This window comes from Desulfurivibrio dismutans (genome assembly GCF_029210385.1).
In the GTDB taxonomy this organism is placed as follows: domain Bacteria; phylum Desulfobacterota; class Desulfobulbia; order Desulfobulbales; family Desulfurivibrionaceae; genus Desulfurivibrio; species Desulfurivibrio dismutans.
Genome location: NZ_JARGDQ010000007.1, coordinates 124211 through 142160, shown reverse-complemented (window position 1 = coordinate 142160; position 17950 = coordinate 124211). Strand labels below are relative to the sequence as shown.

Annotated in this window: 20 protein-coding genes; all 20 read right to left on the bottom strand. The window is 60.8% G+C overall.

Annotated elements, in window-relative coordinates; translation table 11 throughout:
- Positions 1 to 10: 10 nt before the first annotated feature.
- Positions 11 to 493, bottom strand: coding sequence for a PilZ domain-containing protein (locus P0N66_RS09655; protein WP_275804808.1), 483 nt, complete (start codon positions 491 to 493; stop codon positions 11 to 13).
- 207 nt (positions 494 to 700) lie between these two features.
- Positions 701 to 1168, bottom strand: a complete 468-nt coding sequence (locus tag P0N66_RS09650) for a DUF4079 family protein (RefSeq protein WP_275804806.1) — start codon at positions 1166 to 1168, stop codon at positions 701 to 703.
- A gap of 68 nt (positions 1169 to 1236) precedes the next feature.
- Positions 1237 to 1653 (bottom strand): quinol oxidase, encoded by a 417-nt coding sequence (locus tag P0N66_RS09645; RefSeq protein WP_275804803.1) that lies wholly within the window; start codon positions 1651 to 1653, stop codon positions 1237 to 1239.
- A 38-nt stretch (positions 1654 to 1691) separates the two neighbouring features.
- Positions 1692 to 2585, bottom strand: coding sequence for a glycine betaine ABC transporter substrate-binding protein (locus P0N66_RS09640; protein WP_275804800.1), 894 nt, complete (start codon positions 2583 to 2585; stop codon positions 1692 to 1694).
- 28 nt (positions 2586 to 2613) lie between these two features.
- Entirely contained in the window at positions 2614 to 3246 is a 633-nt protein-coding gene (locus tag P0N66_RS09635; RefSeq protein WP_275804798.1) for an ABC transporter permease, read from the bottom strand.
- The gene (locus tag P0N66_RS09630) at positions 3239 to 4000 is read right to left on the bottom strand and encodes an ABC transporter ATP-binding protein (RefSeq protein WP_275804796.1); all 762 of its coding nucleotides are present in this window, start codon (positions 3998 to 4000) and stop codon (positions 3239 to 3241) included. Before P0N66_RS09630 ends, P0N66_RS09635 begins: the two co-directional genes overlap by 8 nt.
- A gap of 70 nt (positions 4001 to 4070) precedes the next feature.
- On the bottom strand, positions 4071 to 5681 hold the full coding sequence (locus tag P0N66_RS09625; RefSeq protein WP_275804794.1) for a YihY/virulence factor BrkB family protein: 1611 nt from the start codon (positions 5679 to 5681) through the stop codon (positions 4071 to 4073).
- Between the two features lie 175 nt (positions 5682 to 5856).
- Positions 5857 to 6762 (bottom strand): hypothetical protein, encoded by a 906-nt coding sequence (locus P0N66_RS09620; RefSeq protein ID WP_275804792.1) that lies wholly within the window; start codon positions 6760 to 6762, stop codon positions 5857 to 5859.
- An 18-nt stretch (positions 6763 to 6780) separates the two neighbouring features.
- Positions 6781 to 7164, bottom strand: coding sequence for a response regulator (locus tag P0N66_RS09615; RefSeq protein WP_275804790.1), 384 nt, complete (start codon positions 7162 to 7164; stop codon positions 6781 to 6783).
- Between the two features lie 124 nt (positions 7165 to 7288).
- Positions 7289 to 8077 carry a sigma-70 family RNA polymerase sigma factor gene (locus tag P0N66_RS09610; protein ID WP_275804788.1) on the bottom strand — a complete coding sequence of 263 codons (789 nt, stop codon included), beginning with the start codon at positions 8075 to 8077 and terminating at the stop codon, positions 7289 to 7291.
- A gap of 3 nt (positions 8078 to 8080) precedes the next feature.
- Complete coding sequence (locus P0N66_RS09605; RefSeq protein WP_275804786.1) at positions 8081 to 8968, bottom strand: MinD/ParA family protein; 888 nt, start codon at positions 8966 to 8968, stop codon at positions 8081 to 8083.
- Positions 8969 to 9032: 64 nt separating this feature from the next.
- Entirely contained in the window at positions 9033 to 10292 is a 1260-nt protein-coding gene (flhF, locus tag P0N66_RS09600) for a flagellar biosynthesis GTPase FlhF (RefSeq protein WP_275804784.1), read from the bottom strand.
- Positions 10293 to 10307: 15 nt separating this feature from the next.
- Complete coding sequence (gene flhA / locus P0N66_RS09595) at positions 10308 to 12431, bottom strand: flagellar biosynthesis protein FlhA (protein WP_275804782.1); 2124 nt, start codon at positions 12429 to 12431, stop codon at positions 10308 to 10310.
- 5 nt (positions 12432 to 12436) lie between these two features.
- Positions 12437 to 13498 carry a flagellar biosynthesis protein FlhB gene (gene flhB, locus P0N66_RS09590; protein WP_275804780.1) on the bottom strand — a complete coding sequence of 354 codons (1062 nt, stop codon included), beginning with the start codon at positions 13496 to 13498 and terminating at the stop codon, positions 12437 to 12439.
- Positions 13499 to 13921: 423 nt separating this feature from the next.
- Positions 13922 to 14713: a flagellar biosynthetic protein FliR gene (locus P0N66_RS09585; protein WP_275804777.1), complete on the bottom strand. Its 792-nt coding sequence runs from the start codon at positions 14711 to 14713 to the stop codon at positions 13922 to 13924.
- A 57-nt stretch (positions 14714 to 14770) separates the two neighbouring features.
- Positions 14771 to 15040, bottom strand: a complete 270-nt coding sequence (fliQ, locus tag P0N66_RS09580) for a flagellar biosynthesis protein FliQ (RefSeq protein WP_275804775.1) — start codon at positions 15038 to 15040, stop codon at positions 14771 to 14773.
- A 48-nt stretch (positions 15041 to 15088) separates the two neighbouring features.
- Entirely contained in the window at positions 15089 to 15853 is a 765-nt protein-coding gene (gene fliP / locus P0N66_RS09575; protein WP_275804773.1) for a flagellar type III secretion system pore protein FliP, read from the bottom strand.
- Between the two features lie 3 nt (positions 15854 to 15856).
- Positions 15857 to 16525, bottom strand: coding sequence for a flagellar biosynthetic protein FliO (gene fliO, locus P0N66_RS09570; RefSeq protein WP_275804771.1), 669 nt, complete (start codon positions 16523 to 16525; stop codon positions 15857 to 15859).
- A 5-nt stretch (positions 16526 to 16530) separates the two neighbouring features.
- Complete coding sequence (gene fliN, locus P0N66_RS09565) at positions 16531 to 16938, bottom strand: flagellar motor switch protein FliN (protein WP_275804769.1); 408 nt, start codon at positions 16936 to 16938, stop codon at positions 16531 to 16533.
- Between the two features lie 16 nt (positions 16939 to 16954).
- The gene (fliM, locus tag P0N66_RS09560) at positions 16955 to 17947 is read right to left on the bottom strand and encodes a flagellar motor switch protein FliM (RefSeq protein WP_275804767.1); all 993 of its coding nucleotides are present in this window, start codon (positions 17945 to 17947) and stop codon (positions 16955 to 16957) included.
- Between the last annotated feature and the right edge of the window lie 3 nt (positions 17948 to 17950).

The window sequence follows — 17950 nt, the reverse complement described above, 5'->3', positions numbered from 1 at the left end:
TTGCTCTTGTTCAGTCAACAGCGGCTAAGTCGTCCTTTATTGCCTGATCTATGTTGGCAATAATGGCCCAAATAGTTTCAACAGGATGAGCAAAAAAGCGAATTCCAAGTCCGGTTACCTGCCCCTGCTTTATTTTCCGCCAACAAACACTTCCTTCCAGGGTGATTACTGACTTGGGTTTGGGGAGTTCAACCTCAACCTCGACCTTTTTGCCAACCGGCAGTTCCAGGTAGCCGCGGATAAAAACGCCAAAAGGTCCCCGGAGAAGGGCTCCGCCGAGCCCGATATTGATTGCCTCGGCAGGCATAGCATTGCCGTTAACCTTCAAAACGACCGGAAGATGCCGCTCCAGGCGGAAAAACCTTTTTTGCTTCCCGGGAAGATGCTGGGGCTGGGGGGTTGCTACTGCCAAAGATTCCACAACAGTGGGGTGCTTGCAAATATCAACAAAGGCGCTCAACTCCTCGGCTGAAAGCTGTTCATTGCTATTCATGCTGAAACCTTCGCAGCCGAAATGCTGCACACAAAGGTGATGGTGGGTGATGGGGAATCACTTATCTCCTCCCAGACAAAAAAACTGATGCTGACGACAATCCGCCCAGCTTGCCCATCAAAAACCGTATTGCTTACTACTAGCGGCTGCCTGTCAGCATGTCAACGAATAACTAAGGAATAAAAAGCTGTTTTGGTCGGCAATGTCCTACAGCAGCACCGCCAGCCCCAGCAGCAATTGCGGTGGGTAAAGGCAGAGCAACAGGATGCCCAGGCGGCGGTGGCGATGCCGCCAGAGAGTGTCATCGGGCCTGATCTGCCGGGAGGCGGCGTAAAGGCCACCTACGGTTAGTACAATGGCCAGCCCCAGCAGCAGGTGGGGCGGGTAGACGGCAATCCGGCCCATGTCCAGGAAAACGATGACCAGCCCGGCGGTAAAACCCAGCACGCAGAGCAGGGCCAGCCGGGGCCCCAGGTGGCGGTGTCGGCGGACCACCTGAGCAGCATGGCCGGTCGGTGGTTCGCCGGCCTGCCGCCGGAGCCGGATGCGGCGGCCCAGCCGGGCCTGATAGATAAAAAACAGCAGCAGCAGGGCCAGAAAAACGCCGTGCCCCAAGGCCAGCCAGGGAATCAGTTGCCGAATGGCCTGGGGTAGTTCCTCGCCAATGGGGAGCATGGCGGAACCTCCTTAGTCTTCAATTTTAGTAACTATTCAGCTCACTCTGGCACGTAACTGTTCAGCTTTTATTCCACGACCTTCAGAATACCGTGCATGCCCCGGTCCCGGTGGCTTTTGAAAAAGAGAAAGCGTTTACTGCAGTCAAATTCATATTCGCCGACCTTGGTGGGGGTGAAGCTGATGGTTACTGGTTCGCGACCGTAATCCACCGCAAAATCAATCCCCGCCTCCGGGGCATGGAGCACAATGTCGTGGGGCGCAATACCTCCGGTATCCCGGACGTTCAGCTCCACCGGCACGTTGACCTTGACCACCACCACGTTGGGGTCGAAATAATATTCCCCCCCTTCCATTGCCACTCTTTGTACACCATCCTCATCGATGGTCGCCTCGTAGCGCTTCTCAACAAACTCCGCCAGCGCCGCCCCGGCTCCGAACAACACCAGCATCCCGGTCAGCAGTAACAGTTTCATGGTGTACATGGCATTCTCCTGCAGGTTGATTTTTTATCTCACCCCTCTTATATCAGGTCAAGTTCATTAAGAAAAGCGGTGGCCACCTTCTGGATGGCTTTTTTTTCTTCGTCCACCTGGTGGTTGAGTCGCTGCATGGTGGCGTTGTTGATGGCCCCGGCCAGCAGGGCCAGGGTTTGGGGGACTTCCGGATAGCGCCGGGCCACTTCGTTGCGCAGCAACGGGGCGGCGTAGTAGGGCGGGAAAAAACCTCGGTCGTCGATCAGCGGTTGCAACTGGTAAGCGGGAATCCGTCCGTCGGTGGAAAAGGCTGAAATGACGTCGACATTGCCGGCGGCGATGGCCTGGTACATCAGGCCCGGGTCCATGTCCCGGATGCCGCCGATGTTGAGGCCGTAAGCCTGTCGCAGGCCGGGGTAGCCGTCACTGCGCTCGATGAACTCGGCGGTGAAACCGGCCTGTAGATCGCCCGCCGCCGCTGCCAGGTCGCCGATGCTTTGCCAGCCGTGTTCAGCGGCCTCCGCGGCTCTTACGGTAAGGGCGTAAGTGTTATTGAAGCCGAATGGGTCCAGCCAGTCGACCCCGAATTCCCGGCGGTAACGGGTGCGCACCAGTTCCAGGGCCTCATCGGCGTCCAGGCCGGGATCCTCGTTTAAAATGGCACTCAGGGCAGTGCCGGTGTATTCGGGGTAAAGGTCGATTGCCCCTTCCAACAGAGCCTGGTGGCAGATCATGGTGCCGCCCAGGTTGAAGGTGCGGCGTACCGTAAGTTCGGTATGGGCTTCAATGAGCTGGGCCATGATTTCAGCCAGGATAAACTGCTCGGTGAAGTTCTTGGAGCCGATGATCACCATGCCGTCGCCGTTCTTGTCCCGGTCACCGCAGCCGGCCAGCAACAAAGGCCAGAGCAGCAGCACGACAAGAATCTTTTTGCAGGTCATATAGTCCCTCCTTTATTGATTGTGCGTTTCAGGCTTTTCGCAGGGCGCGGCCCAGCAGGCCCAGCAGGAAATCGATGATTAGGGCCAGTATCGCCGCCGAGCAGGCGCCCAGCAGGATCAGTTGGGTGTTGTTCATGGCCAGCCCGCGGTTGATGTAATCGCCCAGGCCGCCGGCGCCGATGAACGACGACAGGGTGGCAATCCCCACCCCGATCACCGCGGCGGTGCGGATGCCGGCGATGATCACCGGGGTGGCCAGAGGCAGTTCGATGAGCAGCAGCTTTTGCCGTTCGGTAAAACCCAGGCCGGCGGCGGCTTCAATGATATCCCGGTCAATGCCCGCCAGGCCGGTGTAGGTGTTGCGTACGATGGGCAGCAGGGCGTAAAGGGTCAGGGCGGTAATCGCCGGTTTGAAGCCGATGCCCAGCAGGGGCAGCAGAAAGGCCAGCATGGCCAGGCTGGGGATGGTCTGAAAAACTCCCACGATACCCAGCACCGGCCCCCGCACCAGGCTGTTTTTGGCCACCAGAACCCCCAGCGGTAGACCCAGGCCGATGGCCAAACCGGTGGAGATCCCGGTAAGCAGCAGATGCTCCACCGTTTTCTGCCCCAGTTCGGTGGCATGGCTGGCCAAAAACAGGGCCAGGGCGGACTCACTCATGCATGGCCTCCCAATAATCCCGGAGTTGCTCCGCCGGCTTGGCAAAGAGGTGGCGGACAAAGTCGGTGGCCGGCTGCTGCAGAATCTCCGTTTTGCTGCCCACCTGTTCGATACGGCCGGCGTGCATCACCGCAATCCGGTCGGCCACGGTGAGGGCCTCGATGATGTCGTGGGTGACGAAGATCACTGTCTTGTTCAACTCCCGCTGCAGCTTGAGATACTCCTTTTGCAGGGTGTCCCGGGTGATGGCATCCAGGGCGCCGAAGGGTTCGTCCATCAGCAGATTTTTCGGGGCCCCGGCCAGGGCCCGGGCTACCCCCACCCGCTGCTGTTGGCCGCCGGAAAGCTGATGGGGGTAGCGGTCGATGAACTCCTCCTCCAGGGCCACCAGGGCCAGCATTTCCCGGGCCCGGGCCAGTCTTTCTTTCTTGGGCCGTCCATCCAGGCGCAGGCCGATGGTGATGTTTTCCCCCACTGTGAAGTGTGGAAAAAGCCCGACCCCCTGGAAGGCGTAGCCGATGTTGCGGCGCAATTTCTGCAGAGGGCAGTCCATGACGTTGCGGCCGTCCACCTCGATTATGCCACTGCTGGGTTCCACCAGGCGGTTGATCATCTTCAGGGTGGTGGTCTTGCCGCAACCGGAGGTGCCCAGTAGCACCAGGGTTTCACCGTCGGCCACCTCCAGGTTGACCTCTTGCACGGCGAAGGTTTGGCCGTGGTCGAAGGTTTTGCTTACTTGCTGCATGCGGATCATGCAATCCCTTCCCTTAACTTATGGTTGTTGCATTCGCCAGTTTGGGGGTGCCGGCCCCACCGGATGCCGCTCATTCTCGGCGGGCATCCATGCCCGCCTCCGAGGCGCCCGCCGCCTCCTGCGCGTCCGTGCGCTCGGCGGCGGGCAAACCCGCGGCATCCGGTGGGGCCGGCACCCCGGGGACGCTCGTGGGTTGTTGCCATCCGTTGTCGTGAAAAGTTTTCGATGAAAGCGCTTGCCTTGCGGCGGAAAGGGCTTCTTGGGTCAGGGTGGCGCCGGCCAGGGGGGGGATGTCGGTGCCCAGGATGATGTCCATCACTTCTACCGGTTTTACCTGGTTCAGGGGGGTGCTCGGCAGGTAGCCGTGGACCTGGTTTTCCGGGTCCTGGTAGTAGCGCAGCAGTTGGTGGCTGACCAGCTCGCCGGCCACCCGGTGGATGACCAGTTCCGGTTGCTGCAGTTCGGTGGCCAGGCGGGCCGGGTCGCTGAGTTGGCGGTTTTGGAAATTTTCCTGCGCCTTGAGCAGCAGGGTGAAGGCCAGGGTAAGCCGGTTGGCCGGGCTTAGCTCCTCGTCGTCCCAGCGGTAGTTGTGGCGGGCCTGGGTGGCGAACGACATCTCGGCACCGGCCAGGAAGATGGTCCAGCAGAGCTGCAGCCAGACCAGAAACAAGGGCAGGGTGGCAAAGGAGCCGTAGATGGCGTTGTAGCGGGCCACCCCGATCTGCAGCTTGAGGTACAGCCCCTGGACCAGCAGCCAGGCCACGGCGCCGAAGAAGGCCCCGATCAAGGCCGGGGTGAACTTGACTCGGGTGGCGGGCAGAAAACGGTAGAGCAGGGTGAAGGTGACGGTCAGCAGCAGCAGGGGGATAAGGCTCACCAAAAAGCTTTCCAGCCCTTCCAGGGGGATGAAGATGCGCAGCCGTGCCTGCAGGGCCTCGCTTTGCAGGGTGGCCTCGGTGGCTAAAGTGAGGTTGACCGCCAGCGGCAGCATGATCATCAGGGCCAGGTAATCCATCAGCCGGCGACCCATGGGGCGGCCGCCGCTGGTTTGCCAGATGGCGTTCATCGAGCGTTCGATGCTACCCAGCACGATAATCACCGCCGCCACCAGGCCGATGATCCCAAAGGCGCCCAGGGTGGTGAAGTCGGTGGCTTCCACGTAGTCGAAGATTTGGTCAATGGCCTGACGCAGGTGTGCACTGCTGCTGGCCGGCTCCTCGTCGGCGGGGGGGGCGCGGCTTAGCGAAGGTGCTTGGTCAGGGGCGTAAGTCGCCGCCTGGTTGTCTGCGGCGGCGTCAACGGGTAGGTCTTGGGTGGACGGGGCCGAGAAGTGCCGTTCGCTGCTCCCCGCCTCCGACTCGCCCCAAATGCTAGCGGCGCTTTCCATCTGGTCGATGAAGCGATGGGCCGCCTGGCGCATTTGGTCGCCGGCACCCAGGCCCTTGAGGACTGCGGTACCCAAGGCCAGGGTGGGAACCAGGGAAAGGATAATGGTAAAGGTCAGGGCGCTGGCTCGCAGCGGGATCCGGTCCCGGCTGAACTCCCGGGCGAAAATCAGCAGGACCAGCATCATCTCGCGCAGCCTGCGGAGCCAGCGGTTTTCCGTTACCTCCGGTTTCCGGCGAATCCAGGCCAGCAACTGCTCCATCCGGCGGTTCAGCTCATCCGACAGGGCGATCATCGGGTCTCGTCCTCGCGCTTGCCGGTGCCGGCCCGGGTTACCTCTTCAATCTTCTTCATGGCTTGTTCCTTAGTTGTCGGCGTCGCCAAAATCCGCACCGCTGACGGGTACGCTTTGTAACTCTAAGTTCCCACGTTATCAGCCAACACGTTTGACGGGTTTTTGCGAGGGCGTCCTAGTTAATCCAGTAACGATCGAATGATATGGAGTCGGCGGCCAGCTCCGGGTGTTGTTCTTCCAGCCAGAGTCGGAGATCCCGCAGCATGTCGCCCCGGGCCAATGAGTAGCGTCGCAGGGTGGCGGGGTCCTGGCGGCGGTAAAAATTATAGACGCTTTCCCGGAGTTGGCCCGTAATCACCGGCTTCAGCGGTTCACCCGGTGGCGCCTGGACGGTAAGGGTCAGGTCGAGATGGAGAAAAACGTCGCCATGCCCGGTGTCGCCAGGTACGGGGATGAGGAAATCAGGCAGGGAAAGTCGGTGGCGATCAGGTTCAGGCGGCGGCGGGCTGGGCGGTGGTTCCGGTTCGGCGGCGGAGGCGGTTGGCTCCGGAATCTCGGCCGGGGGCGGGGTAGCGGCCGGTTCGGCCGGGGCGGCGATCTCCAGGGATTCTCGCAGGCCAAAAGGATCGTCGGGTAATATAATGTCCCGGGTGACGGGGGGGCGGGTGAGAGTATAGAAAAGCAGCAGACTCAACAGCAGGGTAAGGAAGATAACGCCGCCGACGATTTTTTGTGGGGTGCCCAGGCCCTGGAAGCTGCGCCACAGGTTTTGGGGCAGGCGGAGCAGGGCGGGGAGAAGCTGGGCAATTCCGGCCAGTCGGGAGAAGAGCCCGGGGCCGCCGCCTGGGCTGTTTGTAGCGTTGTCGACCTCTTCGGCGGGGGATGGGCCGGTGGTCCGATCCGCCTTCTCCTCGTCGTCGTCGAAGCTGAATTCCCCGGCCAGTTCTTCTTCGTCGGCTTCCTGGTCCTCGGATTGAAAGGCGGCTTCCCAGTCGTCACCCCAGTCGTTATCGCCAAGTTTGTCCAGGATTGCCGGCGGGGAGCCAAGATCGCCCTGGTCGGAGCCTTTCTCCTGCGCCATGGAAATTTATCCCGTCGCTCAGCTACCGAAGATCTTTTCCATCTTTTCGCCCAGTACTTCCGCCGTAAAAGGTTTGACGATGTACTGGCTGACTTTGGCCTTGACTGCCAGGATGATGTTGTCCTGCTGGGCCTCGGCGGTGACCATGATAAAAGGGGTGTCGGCCATGTTGGCATCGGCCCGTACCGCCTTAAGCAGGTCCAGCCCGGTCATCTTGGGCATGTTCCAGTCGGAGATGATTAGATCCACCTTCTCCTGTTTGAGGGTGTTAAGCGCGGTGCTGCCGTCGTCGGCCTCGACGATGTTTTTGAACCCCAGTTGGTTGAGAATATTTTTGACAATGCGGCGCATGGTCGCAAAGTCATCCACCACCATGATTTTCATATTCGGATCTGCTGCCATAACTCCTCCGAGCGGTATTTTTTAGGGCAGGCGAGGGGCGCTGGTTCCCGGCCCTCAAGCTAGAGGTCATCAAATATTCGAATATATTGAGAACCACTGCAAAGTACAAGCGAAAATTTATAACCTATGCTTCGAGGGTTTTTTTAAGCTTACCGCGCAGCCGCAGCATGGCCTTGCTGTGCATCTGGGAGATCCGGCTTTCGGTGTAACCCAGCACCTCGCCTATTTCCCGCATGGTCAACTCTTCTTGGTAGTAAAGGGCCACGGTGAGCTTTTCTTTTTTCGGCAGTTCGTTGATTGCCCTGGCCAGCAGCTCTTTGGTTTCACCCAGGTTAAGGGCGGCAAAGGGGTCCTTGTCGTCACTGCCAAAAACCTCCGCCAGATTGCCCTCGATTTCCGCCGGGGCCTGGCGCCGCAGGTATTCGATATCCAGGAAACTGACCGATTTGGTTTCGTCCAGCAGCCGGTGGTACTCCTCCAGGCTGATACCCAGCGCCTCGGCGGTTTCTTCGTCGGTGGCCGGCCGGCCCAGTTTGACCTCCAGCTCGCTGCAGATCTGCTCCAACTCGGTGACCTTGCGCCGGATGGAACGGGGCACCCAGTCCAGGGCCCGCAGTTCGTCCAGCATGGCGCCTTTGATGCGGAACTCGGCGTAGGTTTTGAACTGGACGTTTTTGGTCGGATCGAACTTGTTGATGGCGTCTATCAAGCCGACAATACCGCAACTGATCAGGTCGTCCACCGCCACCTGGGGCGGTAGCCGAGAGGCCAGGCGGTTGGCGATGTACTTGATCAGCGGGGTGTAATGCAGGATCAGTTCCTCGCGCCGGGCCGGGTCGAGCTGGTTCTGCCGGCCGAAATAGGCGCTGGTGTAATCCTTGAATTTGGTCGGGTTCGGGTTTTTTTGCATCATTTATCAACCCCCGAAAAGTCCCTGCCAGAAAAATTTGATATTGCCGTCCTGCTCCCGGTGGGGTTTTTCCGCCGCGATGGTTTCCGCCAGCCGGGTAAAGGTGCGGCCGGCGGGCGAGTCCGGGAAAAGATCACAGACCAGTCGCTGGCTGCGCACCGCCTGGGGCAGTTTGGCGTCGTAGGGGATGTAGCCCAGGTAATCCAACGACAGGCTGCCGAGAAAACGGTCGGTGACCAGGCAGAGCTTGCGGTACACCGCGATGGCTTCCTTTTCCGAGCGGGCCTGGTTGATTAGAAAGCGGTATTTTTTGATGTCGTGCCGGGTGCTTAAAACCTTGATCAAGGCGTAGGCGTCGGTGAGCGAGGTGGGTTCCGGGGTCAGCACCACCAGCCGCTCCTGGGCCGCCAGGTTGAAATAAATGACGTTGTTGTTGATGCCGGCAGCGGTGTCGATAATCAGCACATCGATCTCGGTTTCCAGGGCCTCCATTTCGGCCAGGAAATAGAGACGCTGGTTTTCGTTGAGGTCGGCCAGTTCCATGATGCCGGAGCTGGCCGGCAAGATCTTGATGTTGCCCGGCCCTTCAATGAGGATATCGCGCAGACCCTTTTCGCCGCTGAAGACGTGCTGGAGGTTGTATTTGGGGGTCAGGCCCAGCAGGATGTCGACGTTGGCCAGGTTCAAGTCGGCGTCCAGTACCAGGGTTTTTAAGCCCTGCTGTCGCAGGGCGTAGGCCAGGTTGGTGGCGATGTTGCTCTTGCCCACCCCGCCCTTGCCGCTGGTGACCGAGATCACCCGGGGCGGTCGTTTGCTCCCGGCGACGAGGCCGGGCGTCGGACCGGGGGCGCTTTTCTTGTTCATCATTCTTTCCAGGGTCTGCGCTTGGGTCATCTTAAATATCCCCGCATTATTTTATTCTTTCAGTGTAAATATCCAGCTCAATTCAGTTTTGTTTTTACGGTGCAAGCCAGCCGTCGTTGACGGCAGCCGCTTCTTGCTGCCGCATGGCGGCATCCCAACCGTCGCCGAACAGGGTTTTGAGGAAATCCTTGTCGGCGGGCAAAAAGTCCTCCGGCACCTTCTGTCCGGTGCAGAGACAGGCGATGGGCAGCTCGGCCCGGGTCATCTGCTGGCATAATGCGGCGTAAGCCCGGGTTTCATCCAGCTTGGTCAGAATCGCCGCCGGCACTCCCAGGGGGCGGTAGGTGGCTATAATGTGGTTGATATCCTCCTTTTTGGCCGTGGCGCTCAGCACCAGGTAGGGCATAATCCCGCCGTGGTCGGCAAACCAGCGGCTCAGCTCGGGAATATGGTCTTCATCGAAAGGGCTCTTGCCGGCGGTGTCGATGATGATCAGGTCCTTTTGCTGGTGCTTGTGCAGGGCTGTCTTCAGGTCCTGCCGGCGCAGGATGATTTCGCAGGGCAGCCGCATGATCCGGGCATAGGTGCGCAGTTGGTCGGTGGCCCCGATGCGGTAGCAGTCCATGGAGAACAGGGCCACCCGGGCGTTTTCGTGCAGGCTGAACCAGGCGGCGATTTTGGCGGCGGTGGTGGTTTTGCCCACCCCGGTGGGGCCCACCAGGGCGATCACCAGAGGTTCGGCGCTGCCGCCCACCTGCAGGGGGCGCACCGCCAACTGGTCCAGGATCTGGTTGCGCCAGTGGGCCACTTCTTCCGGCGTGGGGCGCGACTTTTTACCTTCGGCTGGCCGGTCCGACCGGGGTGTCGGGGAATCTGACATGGCGTTGGCGTTTTGACGCTGTTGGGGGTCAAGATTGCAACCGGCAAAACGCTGTTGCAGTAACCTGGCCTCGCGGCTCAGGTTGACGCCGGCCACTGGCTCGTCATCGGCGTACAGTGCTGCACCCGGCCCGGTCTGAGGGTCCATTGCCGGCGGCCGCCAGGCCCCGCGGCGGGGGACGGGCCAGGCCGGTTGTCGCTGCTCACTGGTGGTGGTCGACCGTCCCGTGTGGATCGGTTCGGTGGCCGCCTGCGGCGTCCGCCGCCCGTTGACCCGGCGCTGCGCCTGATGATCGGTTACCGCCATGTTTTCCACCGCGAAATCCACCGCCGCCACAACTTCGACCACCGGGGCGCGACCCGGTGCCCGGGGCAGGGTTTTGGTCGACAGGATGACCGCATCCGGGCCCAGTTCCTCCTTGACCAGGGCCAGGGCGCTTTTGGTGTCCGGAGCTTCGAAGCGTTTCACTTTCATGGTGTTAAGTCACCGTCACTTTTTCGGGTTGATTTCAATGGTCCCCAGCGACCGGATCTTGGTCTGGGTGGTGACCTCGTTGTGGGAGAGCACCATCACGTGGGGCATGAAACGTTCCAGCAGGCGCCGCAAGTGGCGGCGGATGGCGGGTGAGCAGAGAATGATGGGCTGGTAGCCGTCGTTCGCCGCCTGGTCGGCCGCCTGTTGGATTTGTTCAAGCAAATGCTGTGCCAGGTTCGGCTCCAGGTTTAAATAAACCCCCTGGTCGGTCTGCTGCAGGCTTTCCCGGATGATATCCTCGGCCTTGGTGGCTAAAGTCAGCACCGACAGGATGCCATCCTGGTCCACGTAGCCGCTGACGATGGAGCGGGCCAGTTTCTGGCGCACGAATTCGGTGAGCAGGTCCGGGTCTTTGCTGCGCCCGGCGTTGTCGGCCAGAGTTTCGCAAATGGTCAACAAATCACGGACGGAGACCCGTTCCCGCAGCAGGTTCTGCAGCACCTTCTGCATGCCGCCCAAGGTGAGCAGGCCGGGCACCAGTTCTTCTATTACCTTGGGATGGGTCTTGGCCAGGTTGTCCAGCAGTTTCTGGGTGTCCTGGCGGCCCAGCAGCTCGTGGGCGTTGGCCCGCAGCACTTCGGTCAAGTGGGTGGCAATCACCGTTGAAGGGTCCACCACGGTGTAGCCGGCCACCTGGGCCTCTTCCCGGGCCTCTTCGGTGATCCATACCGCCGGCAGCTGGAAGGCCGGTTCGGTGGTGGGGATGCCGTCCAGCTCCCGTTTGGCCGCTCCAGAATCCATGGCCATCAGGTGGCCCATCATCACCTCGCCCCGGGCGATTTCCACTCCTTTGAGCTGCAGCACGTATTCATCGGGCTTGAGCTGCAGGTTGTCTCGTACGTGCAATGGCGGAATCAGCATGCCCACCTCGGTGGCGAATTGTCGACGGATGGCCCGGATGCGTTCCAGCAGGTCGCCCTGCTGGCTTTCATCCACCAGCGGGATCAGACCGTAACCCACCTCCAGCTCCAGGGTGTCCAGGGGCAGCAGAGCTTCCACCGCTTCCGGTGAGCCCGATTCCGGACCTTCCGCTTCTTTCTGTTTGGCCGCCTCTTCCTCGTCCTCCAGGAGGGCCGCCTCGCCGCTCTTCTGGTATGCCAGCCAGGCCAGGCCGCCCATGATGCAGCCCAGGGTCAGGAAGGGCAGGGTGGGCAGGCCGGGCACCAGGCCCAGCAGCATGACAATGCCGGAGGCTACGCTCAGGGCCTGAGGCTGCATGCCGAACTGGCGGGCGAACTCCTTGCCCATGCTCTGGTCGCTGGCCGCCCGGCTGACGATGATACCGGTGGAGGTGGAGATTACCAGGGCCGGGATCTGGGCCACCAGGCCGTCGCCGATGGTCAGCAGGGTATAGGTGACGGCGGCGTCACCGGCGCTCATGCTCATCATGAACACCCCGATCAGCAGGCCGCCGATGATGTTGATGGCCATGATGATCAGGCTGGCGACGGCCTCGCCTCGCACGAACTTGGAGGCACCATCCATGGCGCCGTAGAATTCCGACTGCTGGGAGACTTCCTTGCGCCGGGTCTTGGCCTCCTGCTCGTTGATCAGGCCGGCGTTGAGGTCGGCGTCGATGGCCATCTGTTTGCCGGGCATGGCGTCCAGGGTGAAGCGGGCCGCCACCTCGGCAATGCGGCCGGCGCCCTTGGTAATGACGATAAAGTTGATCAGCACCATGATCAAAAAGATAATAATACCCACCGCGTAGTTGCCGCCCACCACGAAGTTACCGAAGGCCTGGATCACCTGGCCCACCGCCCCCGGCCCTTCGTGGCCCTGGAGCAGGATCAGGCGGGTGGAGGCGATGTTCAGCGATAGCCGGAAGAGGGTGGTGACCAGCAGGACGGCGGGGAAAGAAGAAAAATCCAGGGGCTTGCTGTTGTACATGGCAATCAGGAGGATCGCCAGCCCGATGGTGAGGTTGGTGCTCAGCAGCAGGTCCAGGATAAAGGTGGGCAGCGGCAGGATCATCACCGCCAGCACCGCCACCACCCCCAGGGCCACCACCATGCTGGGCGCTTCCGCCACCAGGGCCTTGAAATTGATGCCCCCTGCTTTTTCTTCCGCTTCCGCCATGTTTTCTACTTCCTCAGGTTATAGACGTAGGCCAGCACCTCGGCCACCGCCTGGAAGAGGTTTTCGGGAATGGTCTCATCGATCTCCACCGACTGGTGCAGGGCCTGGGCCAAGGGTTTGTCCTCCACGATGGGAATGTTGTTCTCCTGGGCGATTTCCCGGATTTTGCCGGCCACCACCCCGGCGCCTTTGGCCAGTACTTTGGGGGCTGGCATGGTCAGGGCATCGTATTTGATGGCGATGGCCAGGCGGGTGGGGTTGGTGATCACCACGTCGGCCTTGGGTACCTCTGCCATCATCCGCTTGCGGGCCATCTCGGTCTGGATCGCCCGGATCCGCCCCTTGACGTGGGGGTCGCCTTCGGTCTGTTTGCCCTCGTCTTTCATGTCCTGCTTGGTCATCTTCATCTTTTCCAGGAACTGCCAGCGCTGAAAGGCGTAGTCGATGGCGGCGATGATGACGATGGCCAGGGCGCATTTTAAAAAAATCCAGAAGGCCGTTTCGGCCATGAACATGACGATGGGGTAAGGGGCCTTGTCCATCAGCGGCAGGATTTCGTTGAGGGCGCTTCTTACCTCACTGTATGCGATATAGCCCACCAGGCCCATCTTGGCCATGGATTTTAAGAAGTTGGCCAGAGCCTGTTTGGAAAAGAGGCGACCGAGGCCTTTGAGTGGGTCGATTTTCTCCAGTTTGGGGGTGATCTTCTCGGTGGTGAAAAGCACCCCGATCTGTAGGTAATTGGCCAGCAGGGCGACGACGAAGACAGTGAGCATCAGGGGCCAGAGTAAATCGAAGATGCTGATCAGAGCCTGGCGGGAGATGGCGGGCATGTTGCCGGGGCTGAGGTTGAGGGTGTCCAGGTTGCCCAGGTAGAACTGCATCATACCTGTGAGCTGGCCGAACATCCGCTCGCCGGTGAAATAGAGCACGGTCACCCCGGCCAGCAGCACCGCCGCCGATGGCACCTCCATGCTCTTGGCCACGTCCCCCTTTTTGCGGGCCTCCAGCAGTCGCCGCTCAGTCGGCTTCTCAGTTTTCTCCTGCCCGGATTGCTCTTCCGCCATCCTTTTTGCCCTTGGCTGTTATCAAGCTTTCCCGCTCAGGGGCGGCACGTTGTTTGGCACCCCATAGAGCTTGTGGGTGGTGGCGCCGCTTTCCCGTTAAGGTGGCGGTCATGTTTCTGTCGCCGCTCATTCTCGGCCGGCATCCTGCCGGCCTCCGAGGTACCGGGGGCCTCCCGGCCGTCCATGGCCTCCAGCCCCCGGCAAACCCGCGGCGTCAGAAACATGGTCGCCACCGGAACCGTCAGGGGTTGTGGCTCAGTTTGTCAGGTTGGCCTTGGCGATTTTTGGCCCCACCCTGACTATCATTGCCCCAAACGTTCAGCAGTGCCCCAGATTCGGGCAAGCAGCCAAGCGCTGCGTACCCGTGTACGCAAGCTTGGCTGCTTGCCCGAAGGTGGGGTGCTGCTGGACGTTTTCCCCCCATCACCCCAACCCCGCGCCAATTCGTGGCAGCAAACGGTGCAGCATTTCAAAGTGCGAGAGCATCACCGGCACGAAGTAGCCCATGGAGAGGCCGGCCATCATCAGTCCCAGGGCGATGTTCATCGGCATGCCCACAATCAGGATGGGAATCTGGGGTACCGTTTTGGCGATGATCCCCATGCCGACGTGGGAAAAAAACAGGGTGGCGCTGGCCGGGGCCATGATCTTGACAGCCAGAACGAACATCTGGGCCGCGCCATCCATCATCCCCTGATAAGTTAAATGGCTGACTGCCGCCAGTTGGCCGGGGCCTATCCACTGGTAGCTTTGGACCATGGCGGCGAAAAAGAGATGGTGGCCGTCGATGGCCAGGAAGAGCAGAATCGCCGCCACGCTCCAGAGCATCCCCACCGGCGAGACCTGGTTGCCGAACTGGGGGTCCATGACCCCGGCCATGCCCATGCCCATCTGCACCCCCACCACCTGGCCGGCGGTTTCCACCGCCGAGAAGACGAAGCGGGCAAAGAGCGCCAGGATGGCGGCGAAAGTGATCTCCAGTACGGCGAACAGCCCGAAACCCACGGCGGTGACCGGCAGGTCGGCGATGGTTACCGGCACCACCGGGGCCAGCACCAGCGAGGTCATGACCACCAGCAGGATCTTGACCTGGGACGGTAATCCGCGGGCGCTTAAAACCGGCATCAAAAACAGCAGGGGGCCGACCCGGGTCATCACGATCAGCACCCGCATGATGTGGTCGATGGTCCAGTTGAGCAGGGCCGTGTCTACCATTTTTCCCTTTTATCCTCGGCTCCGGCGGTTTAGCCGCGCCGTTGTCCTTGCCTGACCCTACCTGATCAGGTGAGGGATGCTGACGATCAGGTTGTGGGTGTAGTCCACCATGACCGTGATCATCCAGCCGGCCAGGAACAGGATGGTGAGCAGGACGGCAAAGATTTTGGGCACGAAAGTCAGGGTCATTTCCTGAATCTGGGTGACCGCCTGAAAAAGGGCGATGGTCAGCCCCACCGCCATTCCCATGCCCAGGATGGGCCCGGCCAGGGTCAGGGTAACTTTAACCGCCTGCTGGATCAAAACCGCCACGTCCGCCGGACTCATGGTTTTGCAACCTCCTTCTGCTTGGCCTTTATCTGACTTGCTTTTCTTTTATCCAAAGCTTCGTACCAGTGAACCGACGATCAGGTACCAGCCGTCCACCAGGACGAAGAGTAATATTTTAAAGGGCAGCGCCACCATGATCGGGGGCAGCATCATCATGCCCATGGATAGCAGGACACTGGCCACCACCATGTCGATGATCAGAAAGGGCAGAAAAAGTACGAAACCGATGGTGAAGGCGGTTTTCAGCTCGCTGATCATGAAGGCGGGGATCAGGATGTGGGTGGGCACGTCGGCCCTGGTCTGGGGTTTTGGCGCCTGGGCCAGGCCGAGGAAGAGTTCCAGGTCCTTTTCCCGGGTCTGTTTGAACATGAATTCCCGGATCGGCCCGGCTGCCAGTTGCAGAGCCTCTTCGGCGCCGATTTCTTCCTCCATGTAGGGGCCGATGGCGGTCTGGTTGATCTGGGAAAAAACCGGGGCCATGATGAACAGGGTCAGAAACATGGCCAGGCCGACGAGCACCTGGTTGGGCGGCATCTGCTGGGTGCCGATGGCGTTGCGCAGAAAGGAAAAGACCACGATCAGGCGGGTGAAGCAGGTCATCATCAGCAGGATGGCCGGGGCCATGGCCAGGACCGTAAAGACCAGCAGCAGCTCGATGATCACCGACACCTCGCGGGGGCTGGTGGCCTCTTCAATGCCCAGTTGGATGCTGGGCAGGGGGATTCCCTGCTGGGCCAGCGCCAGGTCGGGCAGCAACAGTAGGGCAGCGACGGCCAGACAAGCCTTGAACATGGTGAACAGGGTAGACATGGCTCAGTCCTTGCGTTCCCGGCGCTGCTTCATGGCGCCGGCCAGCCGGTCGGCAAAGCCGCCGGCGGCTCCCGGCCGGCGGCTTTGACTCTGGCGGATCAACTGTTCGTTTTCCAGTCTGGTCAGCAGGTTGACCTGCTGGTCGCTGATGCCCAGCAGAAAAAATTCTTCCGCCGCCTCCACCACCGCCACATATTTTTTGGGGCCCACGGATCGGGTTTCGATGATCCGGATCAGGTCTCCCTGGCTGCCGAAGCCCCCCTGGCCCAAGCCCAGTTTTTTTAGCAGGGTGGCGACAAATACCATCAGGCCGATGAGCAGCAGCAGCACCCCGAAGGCCTTGAACAGCGAGAGGGTGGGAGAGAAGGGTTCGCTCTGGTGCTCCCCGCGCTGGTAGCCGGTGCTCCAGGGGTCGTCGGTGGCTGATGGGGAAGTATCTTGGCGGGGTTCCCGGTCGCTTTCGGCCGATTTTTCAACCCCGGTTCCGGGGCTGTAGGCCACCGGCGATGCCGGAGACGACTCGGTGGCGGCGGTCGATATTTCCTCTGTGGAGGCAGCGGCGGCGGTGGCCGACAGCAGCCACAGCAACGCCAGCAGCCCGAGCATCAAGGGCTGCCAGAGCAGGGATCGTTTGACGGCAGACGGTTGTATGCCAGTGAGAGAGGTGGGCATGGGCATCAGCCTATGCTTTTAATCCGGTCGGCCTGGCTGATGATCTCCGTCACCCGGATGCCGAAGCGTTCGTTGACCACCACCACTTCACCTTTGCCCATCAGCTTCTGGTTGACGTAAATCTCCACCGGCGAGCCGGCGGCCTTGTCCAGTTCGACTACCGAGCCCTGGGTCAGTTGCAGCATCTTGTTGATGATCATGTTGGTCCGCCCCAGTTCGACGCTGACCTCCAATGGTACGTCAAGCAGGAATTCCAGGTTCTGGCTGCCGGCAGCGCTGCCGGAGCGCGCGGGGCCGCCACTGTCGCCCGGCAGTTGGTCGAAACTTGCTTTGTCATCCTGGTCGGCCAGGGCCGAAGTCCAGTCGTCGCCGGCTTCCTCTTCCGCTTTTTTGGTGGTTTCTTCTTCTGCCATGGGTTTTTCTCCTCTTTCAATCGCGGTTGGGGTCCAGAACTTTTTTCTTGATCAGCACGGCGTTGTTGTTCCGGTGTACGCCGGGCGTGGCCATGTATTTGCGGCGGCCGGCCACGAAGACCGGCAGTTGCTCGTCGGTGCGGCGGTCCAGGGAGAGGGTGTCGCCTACCTGCAAATTGATGATTTCCCGGGCCGGGACCATGGCCTTGCCCAGCTCCACCTTGATGTCCAGATCCGCGTTTTTGATGTTTTCGGTGATGGTGCGCTGGATGGCGATATCCTCTTCACTCTGCTCCCGCTGGAAGGTGGTCATCAGTTTGCTGCGCACCGACTCAAGGTTGCTCATCGGGATACAGGTGGTGATACTTCCCACTGCCCGGTCCATGTCGATCTCGTAACGGTTGATCAGCACCACGTCTTCGGGCTGGCAGATTTTGGCGAACTGGGGGTTGATCTCGCTGCGCACGTACTGCACCTTCAGCGGCTGCAGCGAGTACCAGGCCTTTTCCATGTCGGTGAGCAGCAGATTGACCACCCGGCGGATCAGGCGCTGTTCGATGGCGGTAAAGTCCCGGCCTTCGATCCGCACGTTGCGGGAGCCGCTGCCGCCGAGGAAACTTTCCACCAGGTTGAAAACCAGGCGGGGTTCCAGAACGATCAGGGCGTGGCCGCGGAAGGGGGCCATCTTGAAGATCTGCAGGCTGCTGGGCACCGGCAGGGTACGGACGAAGGCCCCGAAGCGCTCCAGCTCCATGGGCGCGGCGGTGACGTCAAGAATCCGGCGCAGGGCCGAGGCCAGCGAGTTGCGCATGCTCCGCATGAAGGCGTCGCTGATGGCGTCCATGGCCGGCATTCGGGTCTGGACAATGCGCTGCTGGCGAGTGAAATCGTAAGGGGTGTAGCCCAGCGATTCGGCTTCCGTCGCCTCTTCGGGTTCTTCGATTTCGCCGCCGGAGATTCCCTTGAGTAGGGCGTCTACCTCGTCCTGGCTGAGAATTTGTTCCGCCATGGG